The organism is Actinocrinis puniceicyclus, from assembly GCF_018283645.1.
Taxonomy (GTDB): Bacteria; Actinomycetota; Actinomycetes; order Streptomycetales; family Catenulisporaceae; genus Actinocrinis; species Actinocrinis puniceicyclus.
Genome location: NZ_JAGSXH010000007.1, coordinates 1 through 20,877 on the forward strand (window position 1 = coordinate 1; position 20,877 = coordinate 20,877).

Here is a 20,877-nt window from a genome sequence, read left to right on the forward strand (position 1 = left end):
GAGTCCGCGCAGGACCGCTGGCGCGCCGTAAACGCGCCCCACCTCGTCGCCCTCGTACGCGCCGGAGCACGCTTCGAGCGCGGCGAACTCGTCGAGCGCGAACAGCTCACCGCAGCCTGATCAGCACGTCACATCCACAGGATTTGACAATTGCTCCTGCGAAGAACGCCACCAACACTCAACCCGAGCATCGACCTACATTTTCAACGAGCCCTATCAGCCCTATGGCCGTCACGTCATCAGCCTCATCGTGGGTCGTCTGCGGTGCCGGCAACGGCCGGTCCGCAATTCTCCGGCAACCCGGCTACCACCATGGCGACGGCGTCCTCCGGAGTGTCGGCCTCACCGACCACGGTCCCTCGCGACGGACCGCTGACCACGTGTCGACCATCGCTCAGCGGATCGACGAACGGCACGTCCCACGAGAACGGGAAGCCGGTGCAGGTCGTGAAATGAAGCGACCAGTGACTGGTGAACGGATACAGCTGACGAAGTTTCGGCTCGTCAAACGCCGTCTCGGCTAACGCCAGGACCGACCGCGCAAGCTCCAGTCTGTCCACGTCTTGACGCAGACGCTCCAAGAGCCGGCGCCACTTCACAGCGACGGCCTCGGCAGGACCGAGTTCGTGGGCTTCTGCCAGCTCGCTGACCTTGACGAAGGTCGCCGCTTCGTGGATCTCCCGGATCTTGGCACCACTGCGCCAGGCGTCGAGGGCTCGGGCCATCTCTCCAAGATCCACTGTCGAGCCGGTGATCAGCTCGACTCCCTGCCACCAGCCACTGAAGGTGAACCATCGTTCGACGGAACCCAAAATGATCCAGGACGGCTTACGGTCGGGAGCCAGGCTCTCGACGCCTGCCGACCGATACGGGTCCGAGTCGTTGGTCAGAACCTCTCCCAGAGAGAGTCCGAGCTCCGACGCCACTGAGGTCAAAGCCGCGGCGAGACTACGCGCCTCCGCCACGTCCGGATACAGATCAGGGTCCGCAAACGACGGCTCACGCCTAACCGGGGAAGAGTTCGAGCTCACAGCCATAGTCTGACGCCCCCGGTGAAGAATCCGCCACGTCATTGAGACTCAGCCGTGCCGCCACGTGGTGAAACCGAGGGAAGAACGCCAGGTCAACGCGTTCCGGCCTGACTAGAGCTAAGCGAACCTACACCGGCCGTTGTAGGTATAGGTGTAGGTATAGGTGTAGGTGTAGGTGTAGGTGTAGGTGTAGGTGTAGGTGTAGGTTCCGCGGCTCCCTGACGGCCCAGACCGTTGCTGGGTGCGCAATGGTCTCAGCTGCGGAGCCTGCGGACGCGCTGGAAGCAGACGGCGGCGAGCAGCGCGGCGAGGACAACGTAGAGGGCGGTCTCGCTCCACTGCAGCGGCCAGTAACTGTTGGCGGGCTGGTAGGTGACGTCGACGTGCAGGTTTTGGGGCGCGAGGCAAGCACCGAGGGGGCCAAAGCCCGGTGATCCGGCCTTGCCCGAGGCCCCGGCTTGGCCGAAGGCTTGATTCCAGCAGCTGAGAATCTCGCCGGTCTGGAGGGGTCGGCCGGCGCTGGTGAGGGCCGGGGTCTCGGACTGGATCCAGGAGCCGGGCGGCGCGGGCAGGTCGATGGTGACGGGGCCGGTCACCGCGACGGAACGGTCGAACCTCATGGCCTGGCTCATCGTGGCCTGATTGATGGGCACGGCGGTGGTGGTCGCGGGCAGCAGGTTCGGGCGGACCGCGACGGTCATCAGGACCTGGACGGCGATGAAGACGGCGAGGGTGACAGCCATAGCGGGCAGGGTGCGCCGGATCAGCAGCCCGAGGGTGACCCCGAGCGCGAAGGCGAAGGCGGCGTAGCCGAGCGGGGCGATGCCGCGGGCGTTGAAGGCCTGGGTGCCGAAGCGGTTGCCCGAGATGGTGTCGAGCGGGCTGGCCCACCAGGTGAGCAGGAGGCTGAGCAGGCCGGCGGTCACGATGGAGGCCAGCGCGACGCCGGTGAGCTTGACCGCGAGCCAGCGGGTGCGGGTCACGGACTGGTTCCAGGACAGGTAGTGGGTGCCGCGCTCGAGTTCCCCGGCGATCAGCGGGGCGCCCCAGAAGATCCCGATCAGGCCGGGCGCGGCGATCACGAGCATCTCGGCGAGCTGGAGCGGGCCGTTGTAGTCCTCTTGCAGCCCGTTGAGCAGCCCGAAGCATGTGTTCTGTGCCTGGCAGGTGGCCAGGTCGGCCGTATAGGAGTGCCGCAGCTGCGTTCCAGTGATCAGGGCGTAGATCGCGGCGGCGGTGAGCAGCGCAAGGATCGCGAAGGTCTGGGTGCGGAATTGACGCCAGGTCAGCCAGATCATCGCCCCGCCTCCGAATCCAACGCGGTCTGCGAGCCCTGCGTCGCCGGGCGGAGGCCGGGGTCGGCGGTTCCAATGTAGGTCAGTACCAGGTCTTCCATGCTCAGCGGCTGCGCGGCCCAGTCTTCGGCCGGGAGCGGGGTGTCGGTGCGTACGACGAAGGTGCTGTGCCGGTCGGTGTGTTCGGCCGAGATCACCTCGAGCCCGGTCGGCAGTGCGTCGGGATCGCGGAGGGTGCACACGATCCGGTGGTGGGCGGCTATGAGCTGATCGACCTTGCCGGCCAGGCGCACGCGGGAGGAGACGAGCACGATCAGGTAGTCGCAGACCCGTTCCAGGTCGGAGATCAGGTGGGAGGAGAGGATGACGCTGGTGCCGTTCTCCGCGGCGGATTTCGTCAGGTTTTTGAGAAATTCGCGGCGGGCGAGCGGGTCGAGGCCGGCGACCGGTTCGTCGAGGATGAGCAGTTCCGGCCGCTTCCCGGCCGCCACGGTCAGGGCGAGCTGGGCACGCTGGCCGCCGGAGAGTTTCCCGGCCTTCTGCTTGGGGTCCAGGTCGAGTTGGGCGATGCGTCGTTCGGCGAAGCCCCGGTCCCAGCGCGGGTTCAGTCGCGCGCCGAGCCGCAGGTGGTCGGCGATGGACAGGTTCGTGTACACGGGGGCGTCCTGGGCGACGAAGCCGACGCGGGCGAGTTGCCCGGGGCCTGAGCCCGGGGTGTTGCCGAGCACGCTGATGCTGCCCGAGGTCGGGTTCAGGAGGCCGCAGGCGAGTTTGAGCAGCGTGGATTTGCCGGCGCCGTTGGGGCCGACGAGACCGACCACGTGTCCGGGCGGGATGTTCAAGGTGCAGTCGGTCAGCGCCGGGCGCCGCCCGTACTGCATGCCCAGCGCGTGAGCTTGCAGAATCGCGGTCATTTCTCCTCTTCGGTGGTGGTGCGGAACGTGCTGGCGAGCAGTGCCTCGATCCCCGACGCGGTCGCGGCGCGCGTGGCCGGCCACGGCCGGTGGCCGCGTCTGGGCCGGGGATGCGTATACGCAGTCGAACGCTTCGTGGGCCTCCGCGGACTCTTCGGGGCGAAGCGCGGCCGGGATGATCAGATGCCCCGTCGCGGTCGATGGCGACCCTGTTGCTGAGCCGTCATCGCAACGGCGGGCGTGGTCTCGTGCCCTTCACGGCGGGACAGGACAGGGCGGGCTGGAGAGAATGAATTCGGGTTCACGCCGCTAGCGTCCCGGCCGGCGGCGGCAGGCACGCCACGCGCCGGAGGTAGTGCGGGTCCCTCCTTGGAGGGATACGCCGCAGGCGTGCGCGCAGGTAGCGTGCAGGCGTGCTGGACCGTATGCGCAGCAGGGCCTGGGGGCTATCGAGTCGGCTGGTCGCCTCGTATATTCTCGTCACACTCGCCGTCGTAGTGCTGGTCGAGGCGCTCGTGCTCGGCTTCCAGGTACCCCAACTGGTGAACGGCGTCCAGGTGCAGACCCAGCTGCAGGCCCAGGTGGACGCCACCGCGCAGAGCTACGGCCAGCAGCTCTTCGAGCGCTATCCCGGTGGCGTGCCGGCCGGAACCGTGCTCGGCGACCGCGGTCAGCCCACGCTGCCGGGCCAGGCCCGGCCGGCTCCTGATGGCAGCTTGCTGCTGGTTCCGGCGATCACCGGCCCGATCCATAGCGACCAGGCGATCACTGCGGTCGTGGTGGTCGCCGCCGACGGCACGGTCGTCGCGTCCTCCGCGCCGTACCGGTACCCGCCCGGCGTGGCGGCGGCCACCGAACTGCCCGCCCCGGCAGCCCAGGCAATCACAGGCGGCCGCATCAAAGCCGGCGACATGTCCACGCCGTACGGCAGCGTGCTCTGGACGATCTGGTCGGCGGGCCGCGCCGGCACCGGCAGGCCGTCGGCCAGCGCACCGGGACTGGCCGCCTCCGTCTACCTCCAGGCGCCATGGTCGGCTCCCCGGTTCATCAACCCCATTCGTGCGTGGAGCGAGCTGGGCCAGCACGGCGAGACCAGCGCGGCGCTGTTGTCAGCGCCCTCCGCGCTGCTCATCGTCACCGTGCCGGTCGGCGTGCTGTTCGGGCGACTGGCCACGCGCCGCCTCGTGCGCCGGGTACGCCGCCTGGAACGGGCCACTCTCGCGGTCACCGACGGCGACTACACCGTCGCCCTGCCCGCCTCCGGCCGCGACGAGATCGGACGGCTGGAGGCGAACTTCACTACCATGGCCCGTCAGCTCGGCTCCGCGCTGGCCGCCGAACGGCAGCGGGCCACCAGGGACGCGCGCGACGCGGAACGAGCCCGGATCGCGCGAGAGATCCACGATGCGATCTCCCAGCACCTGTTCGGCGTGCGGATGATCGCCGCCGGGATGCGCCGGGCCGACCCAGGCAACCAGGAGGCACAGGCGCTCGAGCGCATCAGCGAGGAGGCACTGCACGACATGCAGGCACTTCTGATCGAGCTGCGCTCGGCCAGCCTGGACGGTGCCGGGCTCGCCCCGGCCCTGCGGCAGATCTGTGCGGCCTACCACCACCGGCTCGGCGTCAGTGTCAACGCCAGCCTGGAGGACGTCACCGTCCCCGCACCCGTCGAGCACGCCCTGCTGCGCATCGCCCAGGAGGCCTGCGTCAACGCCGTCCGGCACGGCAAGGCCCGCCACCTCACCGTGTCCCTGGCCCGTCAGGACGGGCACGTCGAGCTTGCCGTCCGCGACACCGGCACCGGCTTCGAGCCGACCGCCCCGCACGCCGGCTCCGGGCTGGCCCACATCCGTGACCGGGCCGGCGAACTCGGCGGCACCGTGGACATCGACAGCGCACCCGGGCGCGGCGCGGCGCTCACCGTCCGGGTGCCGGTGCCATGACCATTCGCGTGGTGATCGCCGACGACCACCGCGTCGTCCGGGACGGGCTGTGCTACCTGCTGGGCCAGGAACCAGACATCGAGGTCGCCGGTGAAGCCGGAGACGGCCGACAGACCGTGGACGTCGTCACCGCCATCCGCCCGGACGTCCTGCTACTCGACCTGTACATGCCCGGATTGGACGGGCACGCCGTGATCGCCGCGCTGCACGACACACCGCACCGTCCTGCCGTCGTCGTGCTCACCTCCGCCACCGACGACGAGCACCTCGTCCGCGCCATGCACGCCGGCGCGACCTCCTTCCTGCTTAAAACCGCCCCGGCCGAGCACGTCATCGCCGCCATCCGCGACGCGGCCGCCGGTACCGCCAGCCTCAGCCCCGAACTGCTGACCCGGCTCACCCAGGCGCTGCGCCGACCACCTCCGCCGGACCCGCTACAGCCGCTGTCACCACGCGAACGCGAGGTACTCCAGCTGATCGCCCGCGGTCAGAGCAACCGGCAAATCGCCCGGAGTCTGGAGATCGGCGAGCAGACTGTCAAGACCCACGTCCGCAGCATCCTCACCAAACTCGGCCTGCAAGACCGCGTGCATGCAGCGATCTTCGCCCTCCGCCACCAGACCGGCAGCTACCAGGGAGATTAATCTGCCGCCCGGCAAGAGCGAGATGAAGTACGCGTACGAGGCCACCCTCGCGGTCGCCCGCAACACGCAACACGACGGCGCCCCGCTGCAGGGCGGCCGGGCCAGTGGCGCGCCCACGACGGCTGTCAGCGCAGGTCTGTGCGGCGGAGAGGTGGCCGAGCCACTCGACGGCCTTGCCGTAGCTCCCGCTGTGCTCCCCGGAGATCCTGCGGACTTCGTCGCCGGCGCCGGCGGCTGACTACAGAGAAGACACCCCTACTACACCTGTGCCCGCCTCCGGGAGGCAGGCCACAGGCACGTCTCCAGGTATGACACAAAGGCCGCCCTCTCCGAGGATTTCCTCGGATTGGACGGCCTGTTTGTCTCGGTTCAACGTGGTGCGCGAGGGGGGAGTTGAACCCCCACGCCCTTGCGGGCACTGGAACCTGAATCCAGCGCGTCTGCCATTCCGCCACTCGCGCGCAACGAGGATGACCATAGCAGTCGGGCAGGCGCCGTCCCAAATCGTTTCGGTCGGGTCGCGAACACCGAGCAGCCTGCCGCGCCACGTGTTCGGAACCGCGCGCACAACCTCGCCGCCGACCGCCACCCGGCATCCGCACAGTTGCCTGAATCGCTACCCGATCGTGCGGCTTCCGGTCGCGTTTCGGGCGTGACGCGTGGAATACGCGCGGCGGGGGAGGATGGTGGCGGAACAGGTGACGCCCGTCCGCCGCTCGAAGATACGATCAGTGGTGGAACGTCAGCTCCACGTGCCTCGCACTGGCTCATCTGGGCGCGGCGATGCGGCGAACGCTCGCGCAATGAGAGAGTACGAGGTGCAACGTACCCGCCCGGCCGTCCCGCGGCCGCGGCGAGCCGCGTGCGGCCAGCCAGCCGACCGCCTAACACGCCTGAAGGGGGTGTCCGTGGGAGTTCTACAGCGCTTCGAGCGTCGCCTTGAGGGGTTGGTCAACGGCGCCTTCGCGAAAGCCTTCAAGTCGGAGGTGCAGCCCGTCGAGATCGCCAGCGCGCTGCAACGCGAATGCGACGATCGCGCGGCGGTGGTCAGCCGCGGCCGAACCATGGTGCCGAACGACTTCACCGTCGAACTCGGTGACCACGACTACGAGCGGCTCACGACGTACGCGGGCCCGCTGTCCGCCGAACTGGCCGAGCTCGTCCAGGAACACGGACGCGACCAGCGCTACATGTTCGTCGGGCCGGTCGAGGTCAAGTTCGAGCGGGCACCCGACCTCGCCACCGGTATGTTCCGCATCCGTTCGCAGGCCCTGGCCGGCGTCGTACAGATGCCCGGTCCCGCCAGCGCACCCGGTTACCCCGATCCCGCGGCAGGCTACGCGCCCTACGGAGGCGCTCCGGGCTATCCCCCACCACCAGGCGCAGGCGGTATGGGCGCGGGCATGGCAGGCATGGGTGCGATGGGCGCGGCCGCAGGGATGGCCGCTCCGCCGCGGCCGGCACCGGGCGGATATCCGCCCCCCGGGCCACCGCTGGGCGGACCAGCGGTCCCCTCGTTCTGGGTCGAGATCAACGGCGTTCGGCATCCGCTGACCCGCCCGGTGACGTCTATGGGCCGTGGGACGGATGTGGATCTGCGCGTGGACGATCCCTCGGTGTCGCGCCGACACGCCGAAATCCGCACCGGGACGCCCTCGGTGATCTCGGACCTCGGCTCGACCAACGGCATCGTGGTGGACGACCAGCATGTACGCCAGGCGCAACTGCGCGACAGATCGGTCATCCATCTCGGCAACACCACGATCGTCTTCCGGCAGGTTTGAACACACCGGCGATCACCGTCGTCAACGCGGCGGATCACGGACACACAGGCCCGCGGTGTGCTGTACCTGTCTTCTCAGGATACGGTGACCGCGCGGCAACCGCTTCGAGGAGTTAGTAAAGGACGATGACCGGTCTCACCCTCACCCTGATGAAGCTGGGGCTGTTGGCCGCGCTATGGGTATTCGTCCTGATTTCCATCGCGGTGATCCGCACCGACCTCTTCGGGGCGGCGGCTTCGCGCATTCGCGTCGCCCGGCCCTCCGCCCGGCCGGTGTCGGGCGCGGTGCCGGTCGGACAGGCGGCCGCCCGGCCGCGCCGTGGCGGGGTGCCGAGCAAGCTCTACGTCACCTCGGGTTCGCTCGCCGGCACCAGCGTCCCGCTGGGAACGCAACAGATCACTCTCGGCCGCGCCCACGATTCCACTATCGTTCTCGACGACGATTTCGCTTCCAGCCGCCACGCCCGGATCTACCAGGACGCCTCGGGTCAGTGGGTGGTGGAAGACCTCGGCTCCACCAACGGCACGTACCTGGACCGGACCAAGATCACCGGTCCCGCACCGGTTCCCTTGGGCGTGCCGATCCGTATCGGAAAGACCGTCCTCGAGCTGCGGAAGTAGCGGAAGAAGCGTAGATGAGCCTGTCCCTGCGATATGCGGCCCGATCCCACGTCGGCCTGATCCGCGACGGCAACGAGGACTCGGGGTACGCCGGGCCACGGCTGCTCGTCGTGGCCGACGGGATGGGCGGCCAGGCGGCCGGTGAACTCGCCTCCTCGGTGGTCGTGCAGACCATCGCGCAGTTGGACACGCCCGCGCTGCCCCAACCGCCGGGGGATCCGATGCGCGCGCTGGCCGAGCGGATCGACGAGGCGCACGAGCGGCTGCACACCATCATCACGGAGAACCCTCAGCTTGAGGGTATGGGCACCACGCTGACGACTTTCCTGTTCAGCGAGCAAAGCGTCGCCTTCGCCCACATCGGCGACTCTCGCGCGTATCGAGTGCGCGGCGGCCGGCTGGAACAGCTGACCGCGGATCACACCTGGGTCCAACGCCTGGTCGAAGAGGGGCGCATCAGCGAGGAGGAGGCGGGCCACCATCCGCAGCGCTCGCTGCTCATGCGCGCACTGGACGGACGTGGCCAGGTCGCCGACGCGGACATCTTGATGGCCGACGTCCAGGCCGGTGACCGGCTGATGCTGTGTAGCGACGGCCTGTCCAGCTTCGTGTCCTTCGACACCCTGGAGTCCACGCTCGCAGGGTACGCCGATCCGCACCAGGCCGCGGAGTCGTTGATCCAGCTGGCCCTGCGCGCCGGCGGCCCGGACAACGTCACGTGCATCGTGGCCGACGTGTTCGACCCCAGCACAGGCGGACCCGGCTCCTCCGCGAACGCACAGACCCAGTACATCGAGATGCCGGTGACAGTGGGAGCCGCGGCCGAGCACCCCGGCGGCGCCGGCCTGCCTTCCTTCGGCGCACTGCCGGCGCAGGCCGCGATGCCTGGCACGAATACTGCGGGCAACACCGACGAGATCCCGGTCGACACTCCCGCGGGCCGCGCCGCCCGGTTGCGCAGGCACGAGCGGCGCGAGAAGTCCGCCGACGACACGGAGGGACCTCAAGTAGGCGACTGGGCGCCTGATCCCAAGAATCGGCGCTGGGTGAAGCCGGCCGTCGCCCTGGCCGCGATCGTGGTCGTGCTCGGCGGGCTGGGAGGAGGCGCCTACTACTGGACGCAACAGCAGTACTACGTTGCATCCGATAACGGCCATGTCGCGATCTACAAGGGTGTGAACGCATCAGTAGCGGGCTTCCGGCTGTCGCATGTTTACTCGACGACGCCACAGGTCGCGGTCAGTACCCTGCCGATGGCCAGTCAGGAACGGGTGCGTGACACCATAACCGCCACCAGCCTGTCCGACGCCCAGTCGATCGTGAACACGCTCTCCGTCCTCGGTCAGGACTGCACCGCGCTGACCACGGCTCCGGGGGCGTCGCTGAACCCGAGCGTGACCGCGAGCGTGTCACCGTCCGCGGTCTCCACCCGGCCCTCGGCCAGCGGGTCGACAGGCACCAGGCCGAGCGCGAGCGCGTCGAAGCAGGCGATGGTTACCCCGCCGCCCCTGATGGCGCCCAGTCCGTCACCCAGCGCCAGCATCGCCGAATCGAACCAACTGTCGGCGCAGTGTCCGGGAGCGTCCGGTGATTCGGGCGGCGGCGGGTCAAGCTGACGACGGCGACGGGCGAAAGCCGGACTTGGTGCCGTGGACCGGAATGACAGGAACGTGATGCGCATGACGAGCACGCCACTGGCCGCTCAGGCGGCCCATCCGCCCGGCGAGCCGCACGTTCCCAAGCGGCGCAACATCGAGGCACTGCTGCTGGTGTTCGCGCTCGGTATCGCACTGTTCGCCTATGCCGACACCGGCAAGGCGATGACCGGCAAGACCCCGCCGAACCTCGCGGCGCTGGGCGCGGAGTTCGGCATCACACTGCTGGCGGCCCACCTGGTCGTGCGCCGCTTCGCCCCCTACGCCGATCCGGTGCTGCTGCCGGTCGCCTCGATGATCAACGGCCTGGGGCTGGTGCTCATCTACCGGCTCGACCCGTACAACATCGCCAACAAGCTCGCGCCGAAGGCCGGAGCCGCACCGAACCAGGCGATCTACACGGTGCTCGGGATGGCCGTCTTCATCGTGCTGGTGATCTTCCTGCGCGACCACCGCGTCCTGCAGCGCTACGCGTACATCTCGGCGCTGGTGGGGTTGTTCCTCATCGCGCTGCCCGCGGTGCTGCCGGCCAGCATCTCCGAGGTCAACGGCGCGCGCAGCTGGATCCGGCTCGGCGGCTTCTCGGTGCAGCCGGCCGAGTTCGGCAAGCTGTTGCTGGTCAGCTTCTTCGCCGCGTACCTGCACGCCAAGCGAGACGCGCTCGCGCTGGCCAGCCGCCGTTTCCTCGGTCTGTACCTACCGCGCGGCCGGGACCTCGGGCCGATCCTGGTCTGCTGGGCGTTCGCGATGCTCATCCTGATCCGGGAGACCGACCTGGGCGTGTCGCTGATGTTCTTCGGCGCTTTCGTGATCATTCTGTACATGGCCACCGAGCGCACCAGCTGGCTGCTGTTCGGCCTGCTGCTGTTCGTCGGCGGCGCAGCCGCCGTGGCGAACATGTCCTCGCACGTGATGGTCCGGGTCCACGCCTGGCTGCATCCGTTCTCCGACGTGACCGGCCAGACCCGGCAGCTGGCCCAGTCGCTCTACGCGTTCGCCAACGGGGGCCTGTTCGGCACGGGGCTCGGCCGCGGCTACTCATACCAGATCGGTTTCGCGAACAACGCCGACTTCATGCTGGCGACCGTCGGCGAGGAGCTGGGCCTGGTCGGGCTGACCGCGCTGTTCGTCGCTTATGCGATCATCGTGGTGCGCGGCGTGAAGACGGCACTGCTGGTGCGCGACCCGTATGGCAAGCTGTTCGCCGCAGGACTCGCGGCGACCTTCGCGCTCCAGGTGTTCATCACCGCGGGCGGGGTCACCCGGATCATTCCGCTGACCGGTCTGCCGATGCCGTTCCTGGCTTACGGCGGCTCGGCGCTGATGGCCAACTGGATCCTGGTGGCGCTACTGATCAGGATCTCCGACGCGGCCCGGCGTCCGCTGCCGCCCGCGATTCCACTGAGCGACGAGATGACCCAGGTGGTGCAGGCGTGAACCGGCCGATCAAGAAGGTGGCGATCTTCTGCCTCGCGCTGTTCGCCGCCTTGTTCGTCAACGCCAACTACATCCAGTTCGTCAACGCGTCCTCGTACTCCTCGCACCCGGACAACCGCCGCAACCTGATCTACGCCTTCCAGAACCCGCGTGGGCAGATCATCGTCGACGGCAAGCCCATCGCGACCTCGACCCCGAGCAGCGGAATCCTGAAGTACCAGCGGCAGTACACGAACGGTCCGCTGTACGCACAGGCGACCGGCTACTTCTCCGTCAACTTCGGCTCGACCTCGATCGAGCACTACGAGAACTCGCTGTTGCAGGGCACGGACGCGCGGCTGGCCACCCAGCAGTTCCTGAACACGATCGAGAACAAGGGCAAGAGCGGCGGTTCGGTCGTGCTGACGCTCAACGCCGCGGCGCAGCAGGCCGCCTACAACGGACTGTCCAAGGCGGGCGGCGGCAAGGAGATCGAGGGCGCCGTCGTGGCGCTCGACCCGAAGACCGGGGCGCTGCTCGCCCTGGTCTCCGCGCCCTCATTCGACCCGAACTCGCTCGCAACGCACGACACGAAGGCTGAAGCGAGCGCGGCCAACGCTCTGAAGTCCGACCCGCTGCAGCCGAACCTCGACCGGGCGCTGTCACAGACCTACCCGCCCGGCTCGACATTCAAGATCATCACTTCGGCCGCGGCCATGGACAACGGGATCAACGGCCAGCCGGTGGACGAGAACACGGTCATCCCCTCACCTCTCAACGTGCTGACCTTCAAGGACACCACCGCGTCCTTGTCCAACGACGCCGGCGAGACGTGTGGGAACACGACGCTGATTCAAGCCTTCACGCTTTCGTGCAACACCGTCTACGGCACGGTCGGACTCGACGTGGGCGGCGCGAAGCTACAGGCCGAAGCGGAGAAGTGGGGCTTCAACCAGACCGGGCCGTCGGTGCCGATGAACGCGGTGACCTCCGCTTTCCCGAAGAACCTCACCTTCGACGCCTCGGTCGCCCAGTCCGCCATCGGCCAGTTCAACGTTCGCATGACGCCGCTTCAGGGCGCGATGATGGCGGCGACCGTCGCGAACGGAGGTGTCACGATGGCTCCCTATCTCGTCAAGCAGGAGCTCGACACGAAAGGCAACGTGATCTCGACGACCGAGCCGAAGCAGCTGTACAACCCGATCACCTCGCAGCAAGCCGGCCAGCTGAAGGACATGATGGTCTCGGTCGTGCAGAACGGAACGGGAACCGCGGCGCAGATCAACGGCGTCCAAGTCGCCGGCAAGACGGGTACCGCACAACGTGGCACTGGGCAGAACGCGCTCGCGTGGTTCGTGTCCTTCGCTCCGGCGGACAACCCGAAGGTGGCGGTAGCCGTTCTCGTGCAGGACAACAACCCGAACGCGGGCGACGTGTACGGTGGCACGCTGGCCGCGCCGATCGCGAAGGACGTGATCCAGGCGGTGCTCGGCTCGCAGCGCTGAACCGGCGGTGGTGAACCGTCCGGACGCCGGTTTCGTGCTCCCCCGGCGCACACTCGGACCGCCACTGCCGCGAAGCTCTACTGCGGGCGTCGCTAGCCGTGAAACAATCGCGCCGAACAGGTTTGAGCGCGGCGGCGCGGCTTGGGCCGACAGGGTACAGCGGGCACGGTGTCGCACGCGGCACAGTGTCCCTGGAAGAGCACGGCACGGCATCCTGTCGAGTACGGCTAGGACGCACAACGGCATGAAGACGGAACCCGGCGAATCGCCGCTCCCGCGGGCACCAGGCCTGGCGGTTCGGCGACAGGGGAAGGGCTGAGCAGATGGAAGAGCCGCGTCGCCTGGGCAACAGGTACGAGCTCGGCGCGGTACTGGGTCGCGGCGGCATGGCCGAGGTGTTCATGGCGCGCGACATCCGGCTGGGCCGGGCAGTCGCGGTCAAGACGCTGCGCGCAGACATGGCGCGGGACGCGACGTTCCAGGCCCGGTTCCGCCGGGAGGCACAGTCCGCAGCCTCGCTTAACCATCCGGCGATCGTGGCGGTGTATGACACCGGCGAGGACTACATCGGTGGCGTGTCGCTGCCTTACATCGTCATGGAGTATGTGGACGGCTCGACGCTGCGCGACCTGCTGCACTCCGGCCGGCGGCTGCTGCCCGAGCGAGCACTGGAGATCACCTCCGGAGTGCTTCAGGCTCTCGACTACAGCCACCGCAACGGGATCATCCACCGCGACATCAAGCCGGCCAACGTCATGCTCACCCGAGCCGGCGCGGTCAAGGTGATGGACTTCGGTATCGCACGGGCCATGGGCGACCAGGGCATGACGATGACGCAGACCTCCGCGGTCATCGGTACCGCGCAGTACCTCTCGCCCGAACAGGCAAAGGGCGAGACGGTCGATGCGCGCTCCGATCTCTACTCGACCGGATGCCTGCTCTACGAATTGCTCACCGGTCGACCGCCGTTCGTCGGCGACTCTCCCGTGGCAGTGGCTTATCAGCACGTGCGGGAAGCGCCCCTGCCGCCATCCCACCATGACCCGGAAGTCCCCGCGGTCGCCGATGCGATCGTGCTCAAGTCGCTCGGCAAGCACCCGGACGAGCGTTACCAGTCCGCGGACGAGATGCGTGCCGACATAGAGCGCGCGCTCGACGGGCGTCCGATCGCTGCGGCACCCACTCTGGTGGCAGGGTACGGAGCAGCGAACGCGCCGACGCAGGTGGTGCCGAGCGCCGCGGGCTACGGCGGCGGACAGACCACGGCCGGTTACGGACCGCCGACGCGATATCAGCCGACGCAGTACCAGCCCTCTTATGAGGACGGGCCCGCAGATGATCCGGTCCGCCGGCGTGGCGACGGCGCCGGCGGCGCGGGCGGACGCGGTAAGAAGTCCAACGACAAGGCCGGTTACATCATCCTGGCCGTCGTCGCGGTGATCGCCGTCGTGCTGGCGATCGTGGTCTTCAACAAGTTGCTCGGTGGCGGAGCGAACGGAAAAAGCACGACGGTGCCGAGCATCACGAACAAGTCGGTCGCGCAGGCGCAGACGGCGCTTCAGGCGAACAACCTCAAACTCGGCAGCAACACCTGTTCGGGCGACGCGGCCAGCAGCACCACGGTCCCGGCCGGGCAGATCATCTCGCAGAGCCCGCAGACCGGGGCTGTCACGACCGAAGGCACTTCGGTCAACTACTGTCTGTCCACCGGTGCGACGCAGAAGAAGCTGCCGGACACGAAGGCGCTGAACACCAACACCAAGGACACGGTGGAGACCACTCTCAAGGGCAGCGGTTTCACCAACCTCCAGGAACAGGACCAGGCCAGCAGCACGGTCCCGGCCGGTAACGTGATCGACCTACAGGACGGCAACGGCAAGTCGCTGGCCGGTCAGGTCGTGCCGGTGACGACGCAGATCACGGTGGTGGTCTCCAGTGGGCCGGGCAACGCCACGGTGCCGCCGGTCCTCGGCCAGACCTGCACGCAGGCGCTGCAGGCCGTGCAGGGCGCCGGGTTCCAGACCCAGCAGGTTAACCAGTTCAGCAGCGAAGTACAGGGTGGTTACGCCATCAACACCGATCCTGGTGCGAATGCGCAGGCAGGCAAGGGGACTGTGGTGAAGGTGTACTGCTCCAACGGCGCCTCGCCGAGCCCGACGCCGAGCCCGTCCCCCTCACCCAGCGCATCCGCTTCCGGCGGCGGCGGCCTGCTCGGCGGTGGCGGTGGGAACGGCGGCTGACGAAAGCGCACCGCAGTCAACGACTGACCGGCTCCGACGGCCTCGCACCCATCACCGGTGCGAGGCCGTCGGAGCGTTGGACCGCCTCGGCGTCGCCGCAGACCGCCAGCCAGTTGGCCAGCATCCGGTGCCCGCCCTCGGTCAGCACGGATTCGGGGTGGAACTGCACCGCCTCGATCGGAAGACTCACGTGGCGAACGGCCATGATCACGCCGGAGCCGGTGCGGGCGGTGACCACCAGGTCGCCGGGCAGCGAGTCCGGCTCCACGGCGAGGGAGTGGTAGCGCGTGGCGGTGAAGGGATTCTTCAGCCCGGCGAACACTCCGGCGCCGTCGTGCGTTACGAGGCTGGTCTTGCCGTGCAGGAGTTCGGGAGCGCGGTCGACGACGGCGCCGAAACCCACCGCGATCGACTGAAGACCGAGGCAGACCCCGAACAACGGCTTACCGATCGCGGCGCAGTGGCGCACCATGGCGACGCAGATCCCGGCCTCTTCGGGGGTGCCCGGTCCGGGAGAGAGCAGCACGCCGTCGTAAGCTGCGGCATCCTCGACCCTGACGGCGTCATTGCGGCGCACCTCGCAGTCCGCGCCCAGTTGGTAGAGGTACTGGACCAGATTGAAGACGAACGAGTCGTAGTTGTCGACCACCAGGATGCGTGCCATGGGGCCAGCGTAGCCGTCCGTGCGCGGGATGCACGGGCGGCCGGGAATGCTCAGGCTACTGGGAAAGCGAGCCGCCGCCGGAGAACGGCAGATGAGGCTCGAGCCAGGGAAAGACGTACTGGAAGAGTACGAACACGACGACACCTAGGATGGCCAGCGCCCACAGGACTCGCATCCACAGCGCTCCGGGCAGGTGTCGCCAGATCCACGCGTACACGCGTCATCCCCTGTCCTTCCATGCGCGTCTCCTACCGGTTCCCGTGCCACGCAGCACGCCCGACACGGATGCGCACCTTGAGTGGCAGATCGGTAACCCCGAGCCACCTTACTGCTTACTTTCCTGAGAACCGGTGGACACACCGCAGGTAAGGCTGAGAAAGCCCGCCGCATGCTGTCGCTACGGGCATCGCACGGCTACGCTATGGGTGCCGTACAGCAGTCGGTGAGTCAGTGAGCAGGAGAGTTCCGTGCCGAAGTCGAAGACTCGGGACAAGGTGGCCTACACCCCGCCCGAGCAGAAGGTCCAGAAGATCAAGGTCGAGTCCTCGGCCTGGGTGCCCCGGTTCATGGTGGCGTTCTTCCTGATCGGTCTGGCCTGGATCGTCTCGTATTATCTGAACCTGCACTGGATCTCGAACCTCGGCGCCTGGAACGTGCTCATAGGCTTCGCGTTCATCGCGGTCGGGTTCACGCTCTCAACACGCTGGCGCTGAGCGCGGCGGGAACCTGCGTCGTCGACCGTAGCGCCGCGGGCGGCCTCCGGAGCCGGAGTTATCCACAGGCTCCGGGCCGCCTTCTCCACAGGTTATCCACAGTGTGGAAAACTTCACACGATCTGTGGATAACCTTGGAGGCGGCAGCCCGGAAGCCGACGCATGACACCGCGGCCACGCACCCTGCAGATGCGTCCCCACCTGGGCGAAGAAGCTAGCCGCGCAACCGCGTCCAAGCCTCGCTCAATGCGCTGGTACTGGCCTGATCCTGCAGCTGCGAGGTGTGTACAAGTACGACGATCGTGGCGACCAGGAGGATCAACGACCCGGCCACGGTGGGAACCACGTTCTGTGGATTCCTGAACCAGGCGATCATCGTGCGCGGCCTCGGCGCGTATGCCAACGCGATCCCCAGCAGCAGGCCGGCGACCAGCCCCCCGACGTGCGACTGCCAGCTGATCCCGCCCCAGGTGAAGCTGAAGACGAGGTTCAGCAGGATCACCGTGATCACGGGTTGCATGTTCAGCCGCTCGCGATAGGCGAGCACCGCGAAGACGCCGAGCAGTCCGAAGATCGCGCCAGAGGCACCGAGACTGGCTCCATAAGCATGCAGCGACGCGTATGACGCTGCCGAGCCCGCGATGCCGCACGTGAAATACGTCAGCACATAGCGGGTGCGGCCAAGGCGGCTCTCCACGGCTACGCCGATCCACCACAACGACACCATGTTCATAGCCAGGTGCGCGAGATTCAGGTGCACGAACATGGAGCTGACCAGGCGATACCAGTCCCCGTAGGCGACTCCTATGTGGCGGGCGGACGGCAGCGTGGAAATCTGCTGCGCCATGGCCTGCAGGTCCATCCGATCCGTGAACGCGGGGCCGACCACGTTCTGAAGCCCGAACATCACGACGCAGACGCCGATCAGAACGCCGGTCGCCAGACCCTGGCGGGTGTGCGGTTTGCCGCCGACGGTCGTGCGGACTTCCCGCACTTCCCGGCTGCCGCCGCGGACGCACTCGGGACACTGGAAGCCGACCGGAGCGGGCACCATGCAGTCAGTGCAGATAGAGCGGTCGCAGCGGGCGCAACGCAGATATGTCTCCCGGTCGGTGTGCCGGAAGCAGACCGGCGCACCCGACACGGCGCCGGCGCCGGAAGTGGTCGTCGGCAGCTCGTCGGACGGCATCGTCACAGTCCTATCCCCGATGAATGCGAGCCGAATCGGCAGTCAGCGCGGGGCTGACTGCCTGTCAGGATGCGCGGCGCTCGATCACCACGGACTCGAGCACCACATCGTCGACCGGCCGGTCCATCGGCCCGGTCTTCACGTTGGAGATGGCGTCCACCACCGCGCGGCCGGCCTGGTCCGCGACCTCGCCGAAGATGGTGTGCTTGCCGTTGAGCCATGCGGTCTGGCCCACGGTGATGAAGAACTGCGAGCCGTTGGTGCCCCGGCCGCCCTGCTTGCCGGCGTTCGCCATGGCCAGCAGATAAGGCTTGGTGAAGGCCAGTTCCGGATGGATCTCGTCGTCGAAACGGTAACCCGGACCGCCGGTGCCCTGCCCCAGCGGGTCGCCGCCCTGGATCATGAACCCGGGGATAATGCGGTGGAATATGGTGCCGTCGTACAGCTTCGCGGTCGTCTTCTGCCCGGTGCGCGGGTCGAGCCACTCCTTGCCGCCCTCGGCCAGTTCCACGAAGTTGCGTACCGTCTTGGGCGCGTGATTCGGGAACAACCGCACGGTGATGTCCCCGTGCGTGGTCTTGAGTACGGCGTAGGTCTCCTCGGCCATGGCGGCCCTCGCTTCCATCGTTCGCTACGTTGTGGAACGCCCCCGGCGTCACGCCCCTCGGCCGGCCGCTTACGTCGGCTGGTGCATGTCCCTGCACATCTTCCCACGCGCCACCGGTTCACTGCGCCGCGGTAGCTGAGCGGTAGCTGATCTGTGTCAATCCGCGCGGCGGTACCGAGTGGTTCACGGACGATTTGTCCAGTTGACCGGGAACTGCGCGCGCCGAACGGCGCAATCCGCGCATAGTCATAGCGGTCGCGGGAAAGCGGGAGGCGTCCGAACGACGGAAGGGTGAAGGGCCGAGCCGTGACCAAGACGAGCCATTCCCAGCCGCTGAGCCGCGGATCTGTACAATCCGTCCAGCCGTGGCTTCGCGATCACTATCAGACGCTGCGTACGGAGGCCGCCCCCCGGTTGGAGCATGCCCGTTCAACCGTGGCGCCCGCCCTGGCGGACGCATCGCACCGCGTGCGAGAGGAACTGGTGCCGGCGGCGGCGCAGCTCTCCTCACGGGTCGCGGACGCGGCGGTACAGCGCTCTGCTCCGTTGCGCGCCGAGTTGTCCGATCGGGCCTATGCGACCCTGGCGGCCGCACGCGGCCAGGTGACCGCCGCCCAGATCGAGCACCTCAAGCACAACGGCCGCGGTCACCGCAAGCTGTGGCTGATCGGTGGGGCTGCGGCGGCCGGAGCCGCGCTGGGCACCGCGGCCGTGCTCTGGCAGCGCTCGCGCGACCAGGTCTGGGTAGAGGACGAAGCGGTCGAAACCGCGCTCAGGGCAACCGAAGCTGCGGCCGATCAGGTGAACGCGGCGGACCACGGCTTCAAGTCGGGTACGGGGGACGAATCCGAACCGGATTCGTCGTCGACCTCGTCCGACAATCGCAGCGGTGACCGCTGACGCCAACTGAGCGAACCCCGTATGCGGCGCTCGTCGGAACGCACAGGTTCCGACGAGCGCGCCGTTTGGCGGTGTCTTTTGGGCGGCCCGCCGTAAGCCTGCCCGTTGAGCAGTGGGTGAGGCACGGCAAGAACGCCTATTCCGGGACTGCCACTGTGAGCAAGTGCCCGGATACCCCGAGGAGTGTCGGCTCTGACTCGACGATGCGCAGAGCCGCAAGTAGGGCGGCGAGTCTGTCTGGGTCGTCGAGAACCGCGTCGAGATCGCTCATCAGCCATGCGGTGCCCTCGACGCCATACTGTCCGGTCACGCGGAAGCCACAGCCGGCCACTTCGGCGTCGACCTCGCCCGGCGGCTCCAGGTAAGCCGTGGTGAAATCCCCGCCGGGTTCGACCAAACCGGTCGCCGCGGTCACTACCAGCCGGGCGCGCCGCCATGGCTCGAACCAGCCGCCGCGATTGAGCTGGTCGTGCAGACCGGCGTATCGGTTGATGGTGGCGACAACGGCGGTGCCGCCGGGTCGCAGCACGCGCCGCGCTTCGGCCAGCACCGCCCGCCGGTCGATCACGTCCGGCAGATGGTAGAGCGGCCCGAGCAGGAGTACCACATCGACCGAGGCGTCGGGCGCGTCCAGCGCCCTGGCGTCGCCCAGCCGCGCCACGATCCCACAAACGGTTGCGGCCTGCTCGACGTGCAGCGGCACGGGATCGACAAGCTCGACACTCCAGCCGTCCGAGGCGAGCCACTGCGCGTGCACCCCACTGGCGCCGCCGACGTCGAGCAGGCGCCCGCCAGGCTCAGGAAGCACTCGTCGCAAGATGTCCTGCGTGCGCAACAGCTCCAGGCGCCCTGCGCCGTACCGCAGGCGACCGTCCTCACGGCCTTGTGCGTAGTAGTCAAGGATCTCCGGTGCAAGCTCTGGCGCCGGGCGCGACGAGAGCCGATCAGTTCGCTGACCAGCTTGAGGGTTCACGTTCGGTTCCGGGCACGGATTCTCTGTCGGCATGCGCACCATGCGGCAACGATCTCGACTCGGCTTTCGCGTCGCAACGGAATTCACTCGGGGTCGTCGGTGCGACCGCCAGGCTCGCCGAGTTCGGATCAGCGCGCGCGGCGCAGCAGGTGCCGAGCTGGGACGTGCCGGCGCGCAGGCTCGCTCAGAGAGCGACCGATACCGTCCGCCCAGCGCTCGATTGCGGCCCAATCGCGATAGTCGCCGTAGCGGCCACCCATCAACAGAAAGATGATCCGGCCGGTCTTCGAGATCTCGTGCGCCGCAATCACGCCGGAGAACAAGCGGTGTCCGGCCGGCTTCACGACTCCTTGGAACCGAGCGAGCAGCTTGTGCTCCTCCGTCGCCGCAATCCGCCGCATCGGTCCCCTCAAGGCGGCCGGCATGCCGACGCTGAACATCCACAATGGCTTGGTCGACATCAGCCCTGCGTTACGCCGCACGAAGTCCTCCGCGGACGGCAGCCACGCCTGGTTGTGGACCGCGCTACCAAGCACGAGCGCGTCATAGTGAGACAGCCCGGTCACCTGATCGATCGGTCGCACGTCGACCCGAGGGACCGACCTGCGGATGACATCGCCGATCCGTTCGGCGATCTCCCGTGTTGAACCGTACGCGCTCGCGTAAGCGACCAGCACCGCCATGGCGTCACCTCCGTCGATAAGCACTCACACTTACGACGCTAGGCACGCTTTTCCTACCAGCCAGGGTCGGATGTCCTCATCCGGGCGGGATCTCTTGT

At 67.9% G+C, this 20,877-nt stretch carries 20 protein-coding genes and 1 tRNA gene; 11 read left to right on the forward strand and 10 right to left on the reverse strand.

Annotated features, from left to right (window positions below):
* Positions 1-245: 245 nt before the first annotated feature.
* From KGA66_RS31365 to KGA66_RS03330, 3 genes are all read right to left on the reverse strand, one after another.
* Positions 246-1,031 carry a DUF6193 family natural product biosynthesis protein gene (locus tag KGA66_RS31365; RefSeq protein ID WP_211464339.1) on the reverse strand — a complete coding sequence of 262 codons (786 nt, stop codon included), beginning with the start codon at positions 1,029-1,031 and terminating at the stop codon, positions 246-248.
* A 254-nt stretch (positions 1,032-1,285) separates the two neighbouring features.
* Positions 1,286-2,329 carry an ABC-2 membrane transporter-related protein gene (locus KGA66_RS03325; protein ID WP_211464341.1) on the reverse strand — a complete coding sequence of 348 codons (1,044 nt, stop codon included), beginning with the start codon at positions 2,327-2,329 and terminating at the stop codon, positions 1,286-1,288.
* Positions 2,326-3,240, reverse strand: a complete 915-nt coding sequence (locus KGA66_RS03330) for an ABC transporter ATP-binding protein (RefSeq protein WP_211464343.1) — start codon at positions 3,238-3,240, stop codon at positions 2,326-2,328. Before KGA66_RS03330 ends, KGA66_RS03325 begins: the two co-directional genes overlap by 4 nt.
* A 413-nt stretch (positions 3,241-3,653) precedes the next feature.
* Between KGA66_RS03330 and KGA66_RS03335 the strand changes: the two genes are divergently transcribed.
* The 3 genes from KGA66_RS03335 to KGA66_RS03345 are packed head-to-tail and all read left to right on the forward strand — an operon-like array spanning position 3,654 to position 6,068.
* A complete protein-coding gene (locus tag KGA66_RS03335; RefSeq protein ID WP_211464345.1) occupies positions 3,654-5,186 on the forward strand; it encodes a HAMP domain-containing sensor histidine kinase in 1,533 nt (510 codons plus the stop codon).
* Positions 5,183-5,830, forward strand: a complete 648-nt coding sequence (locus KGA66_RS03340; protein WP_211464347.1) for a response regulator — start codon at positions 5,183-5,185, stop codon at positions 5,828-5,830. The genes KGA66_RS03335 and KGA66_RS03340 overlap by 4 nt, the downstream gene beginning before the upstream one ends.
* Positions 5,831-5,852: 22 nt before the next feature.
* The gene (locus KGA66_RS03345) at positions 5,853-6,068 is read left to right on the forward strand and encodes a hypothetical protein (protein ID WP_211464349.1); all 216 of its coding nucleotides are present in this window, start codon (positions 5,853-5,855) and stop codon (positions 6,066-6,068) included.
* A 137-nt stretch (positions 6,069-6,205) separates the two neighbouring features.
* Here the strand turns inward: KGA66_RS03345 and KGA66_RS03350 are convergent.
* Positions 6,206-6,291, reverse strand: a tRNA-Leu gene (locus KGA66_RS03350).
* A gap of 447 nt (positions 6,292-6,738) precedes the next feature.
* Here KGA66_RS03350 and KGA66_RS03355 point away from each other — a divergent pair.
* From KGA66_RS03355 to pknB, 6 genes are all read left to right on the forward strand, one after another.
* Positions 6,739-7,614 carry an FHA domain-containing protein gene (locus KGA66_RS03355; RefSeq protein WP_211464351.1) on the forward strand — a complete coding sequence of 292 codons (876 nt, stop codon included), beginning with the start codon at positions 6,739-6,741 and terminating at the stop codon, positions 7,612-7,614.
* A gap of 125 nt (positions 7,615-7,739) precedes the next feature.
* Positions 7,740-8,234, forward strand: a complete 495-nt coding sequence (locus tag KGA66_RS03360) for an FHA domain-containing protein FhaB/FipA (protein WP_211464353.1) — start codon at positions 7,740-7,742, stop codon at positions 8,232-8,234.
* A 14-nt stretch (positions 8,235-8,248) separates the two neighbouring features.
* Complete coding sequence (locus KGA66_RS03365) at positions 8,249-9,850, forward strand: protein phosphatase 2C domain-containing protein (protein ID WP_211464355.1); 1,602 nt, start codon at positions 8,249-8,251, stop codon at positions 9,848-9,850.
* A 63-nt stretch (positions 9,851-9,913) separates the two neighbouring features.
* Positions 9,914-11,326, forward strand: coding sequence for an FtsW/RodA/SpoVE family cell cycle protein (locus KGA66_RS03370; RefSeq protein WP_211464357.1), 1,413 nt, complete (start codon positions 9,914-9,916; stop codon positions 11,324-11,326).
* Complete coding sequence (locus KGA66_RS03375) at positions 11,323-12,810, forward strand: peptidoglycan D,D-transpeptidase FtsI family protein (RefSeq protein ID WP_211464358.1); 1,488 nt, start codon at positions 11,323-11,325, stop codon at positions 12,808-12,810. Before KGA66_RS03370 ends, KGA66_RS03375 begins: the two co-directional genes overlap by 4 nt.
* A 323-nt stretch (positions 12,811-13,133) precedes the next feature.
* Positions 13,134-15,050, forward strand: coding sequence for a Stk1 family PASTA domain-containing Ser/Thr kinase (gene pknB, locus KGA66_RS03380; protein WP_211464360.1), 1,917 nt, complete (start codon positions 13,134-13,136; stop codon positions 15,048-15,050).
* 16 nt (positions 15,051-15,066) lie between these two features.
* Here pknB and KGA66_RS03385 read toward each other — a convergent pair whose 3' ends face one another.
* Complete coding sequence (locus KGA66_RS03385; RefSeq protein ID WP_211464362.1) at positions 15,067-15,714, reverse strand: aminodeoxychorismate/anthranilate synthase component II; 648 nt, start codon at positions 15,712-15,714, stop codon at positions 15,067-15,069.
* A gap of 55 nt (positions 15,715-15,769) precedes the next feature.
* Positions 15,770-15,931 (reverse strand): hypothetical protein, encoded by a 162-nt coding sequence (locus KGA66_RS03390; protein WP_211464364.1) that lies wholly within the window; start codon positions 15,929-15,931, stop codon positions 15,770-15,772.
* Between the two features lie 250 nt (positions 15,932-16,181).
* Between KGA66_RS03390 and KGA66_RS03395 the strand changes: the two genes are divergently transcribed.
* Complete coding sequence (locus KGA66_RS03395; RefSeq protein ID WP_211464366.1) at positions 16,182-16,427, forward strand: cell division protein CrgA; 246 nt, start codon at positions 16,182-16,184, stop codon at positions 16,425-16,427.
* A 214-nt stretch (positions 16,428-16,641) separates the two neighbouring features.
* On the opposite strand, the gene KGA66_RS03400 is transcribed toward KGA66_RS03395, so the two are convergent.
* Entirely contained in the window at positions 16,642-17,616 is a 975-nt protein-coding gene (locus KGA66_RS03400) for a rhomboid family intramembrane serine protease (protein WP_246506964.1), read from the reverse strand.
* Between the two features lie 64 nt (positions 17,617-17,680).
* Entirely contained in the window at positions 17,681-18,223 is a 543-nt protein-coding gene (locus KGA66_RS03405) for a peptidylprolyl isomerase (protein WP_369015801.1), read from the reverse strand.
* 306 nt (positions 18,224-18,529) lie between these two features.
* Here KGA66_RS03405 and KGA66_RS03410 point away from each other — a divergent pair, with 306 nt between their 5' ends.
* Entirely contained in the window at positions 18,530-19,123 is a 594-nt protein-coding gene (locus KGA66_RS03410) for a DUF5324 family protein (RefSeq protein WP_312886714.1), read from the forward strand.
* 136 nt (positions 19,124-19,259) lie between these two features.
* Here the strand turns inward: KGA66_RS03410 and KGA66_RS03415 are convergent, their stop codons facing one another.
* Positions 19,260-20,129 (reverse strand): class I SAM-dependent methyltransferase, encoded by an 870-nt coding sequence (locus KGA66_RS03415; protein ID WP_438822015.1) that lies wholly within the window; start codon positions 20,127-20,129, stop codon positions 19,260-19,262.
* A 95-nt stretch (positions 20,130-20,224) separates the two neighbouring features.
* Complete coding sequence (locus tag KGA66_RS03420; protein WP_211464376.1) at positions 20,225-20,779, reverse strand: flavodoxin domain-containing protein; 555 nt, start codon at positions 20,777-20,779, stop codon at positions 20,225-20,227.
* Positions 20,780-20,877 lie beyond the last annotated feature (98 nt).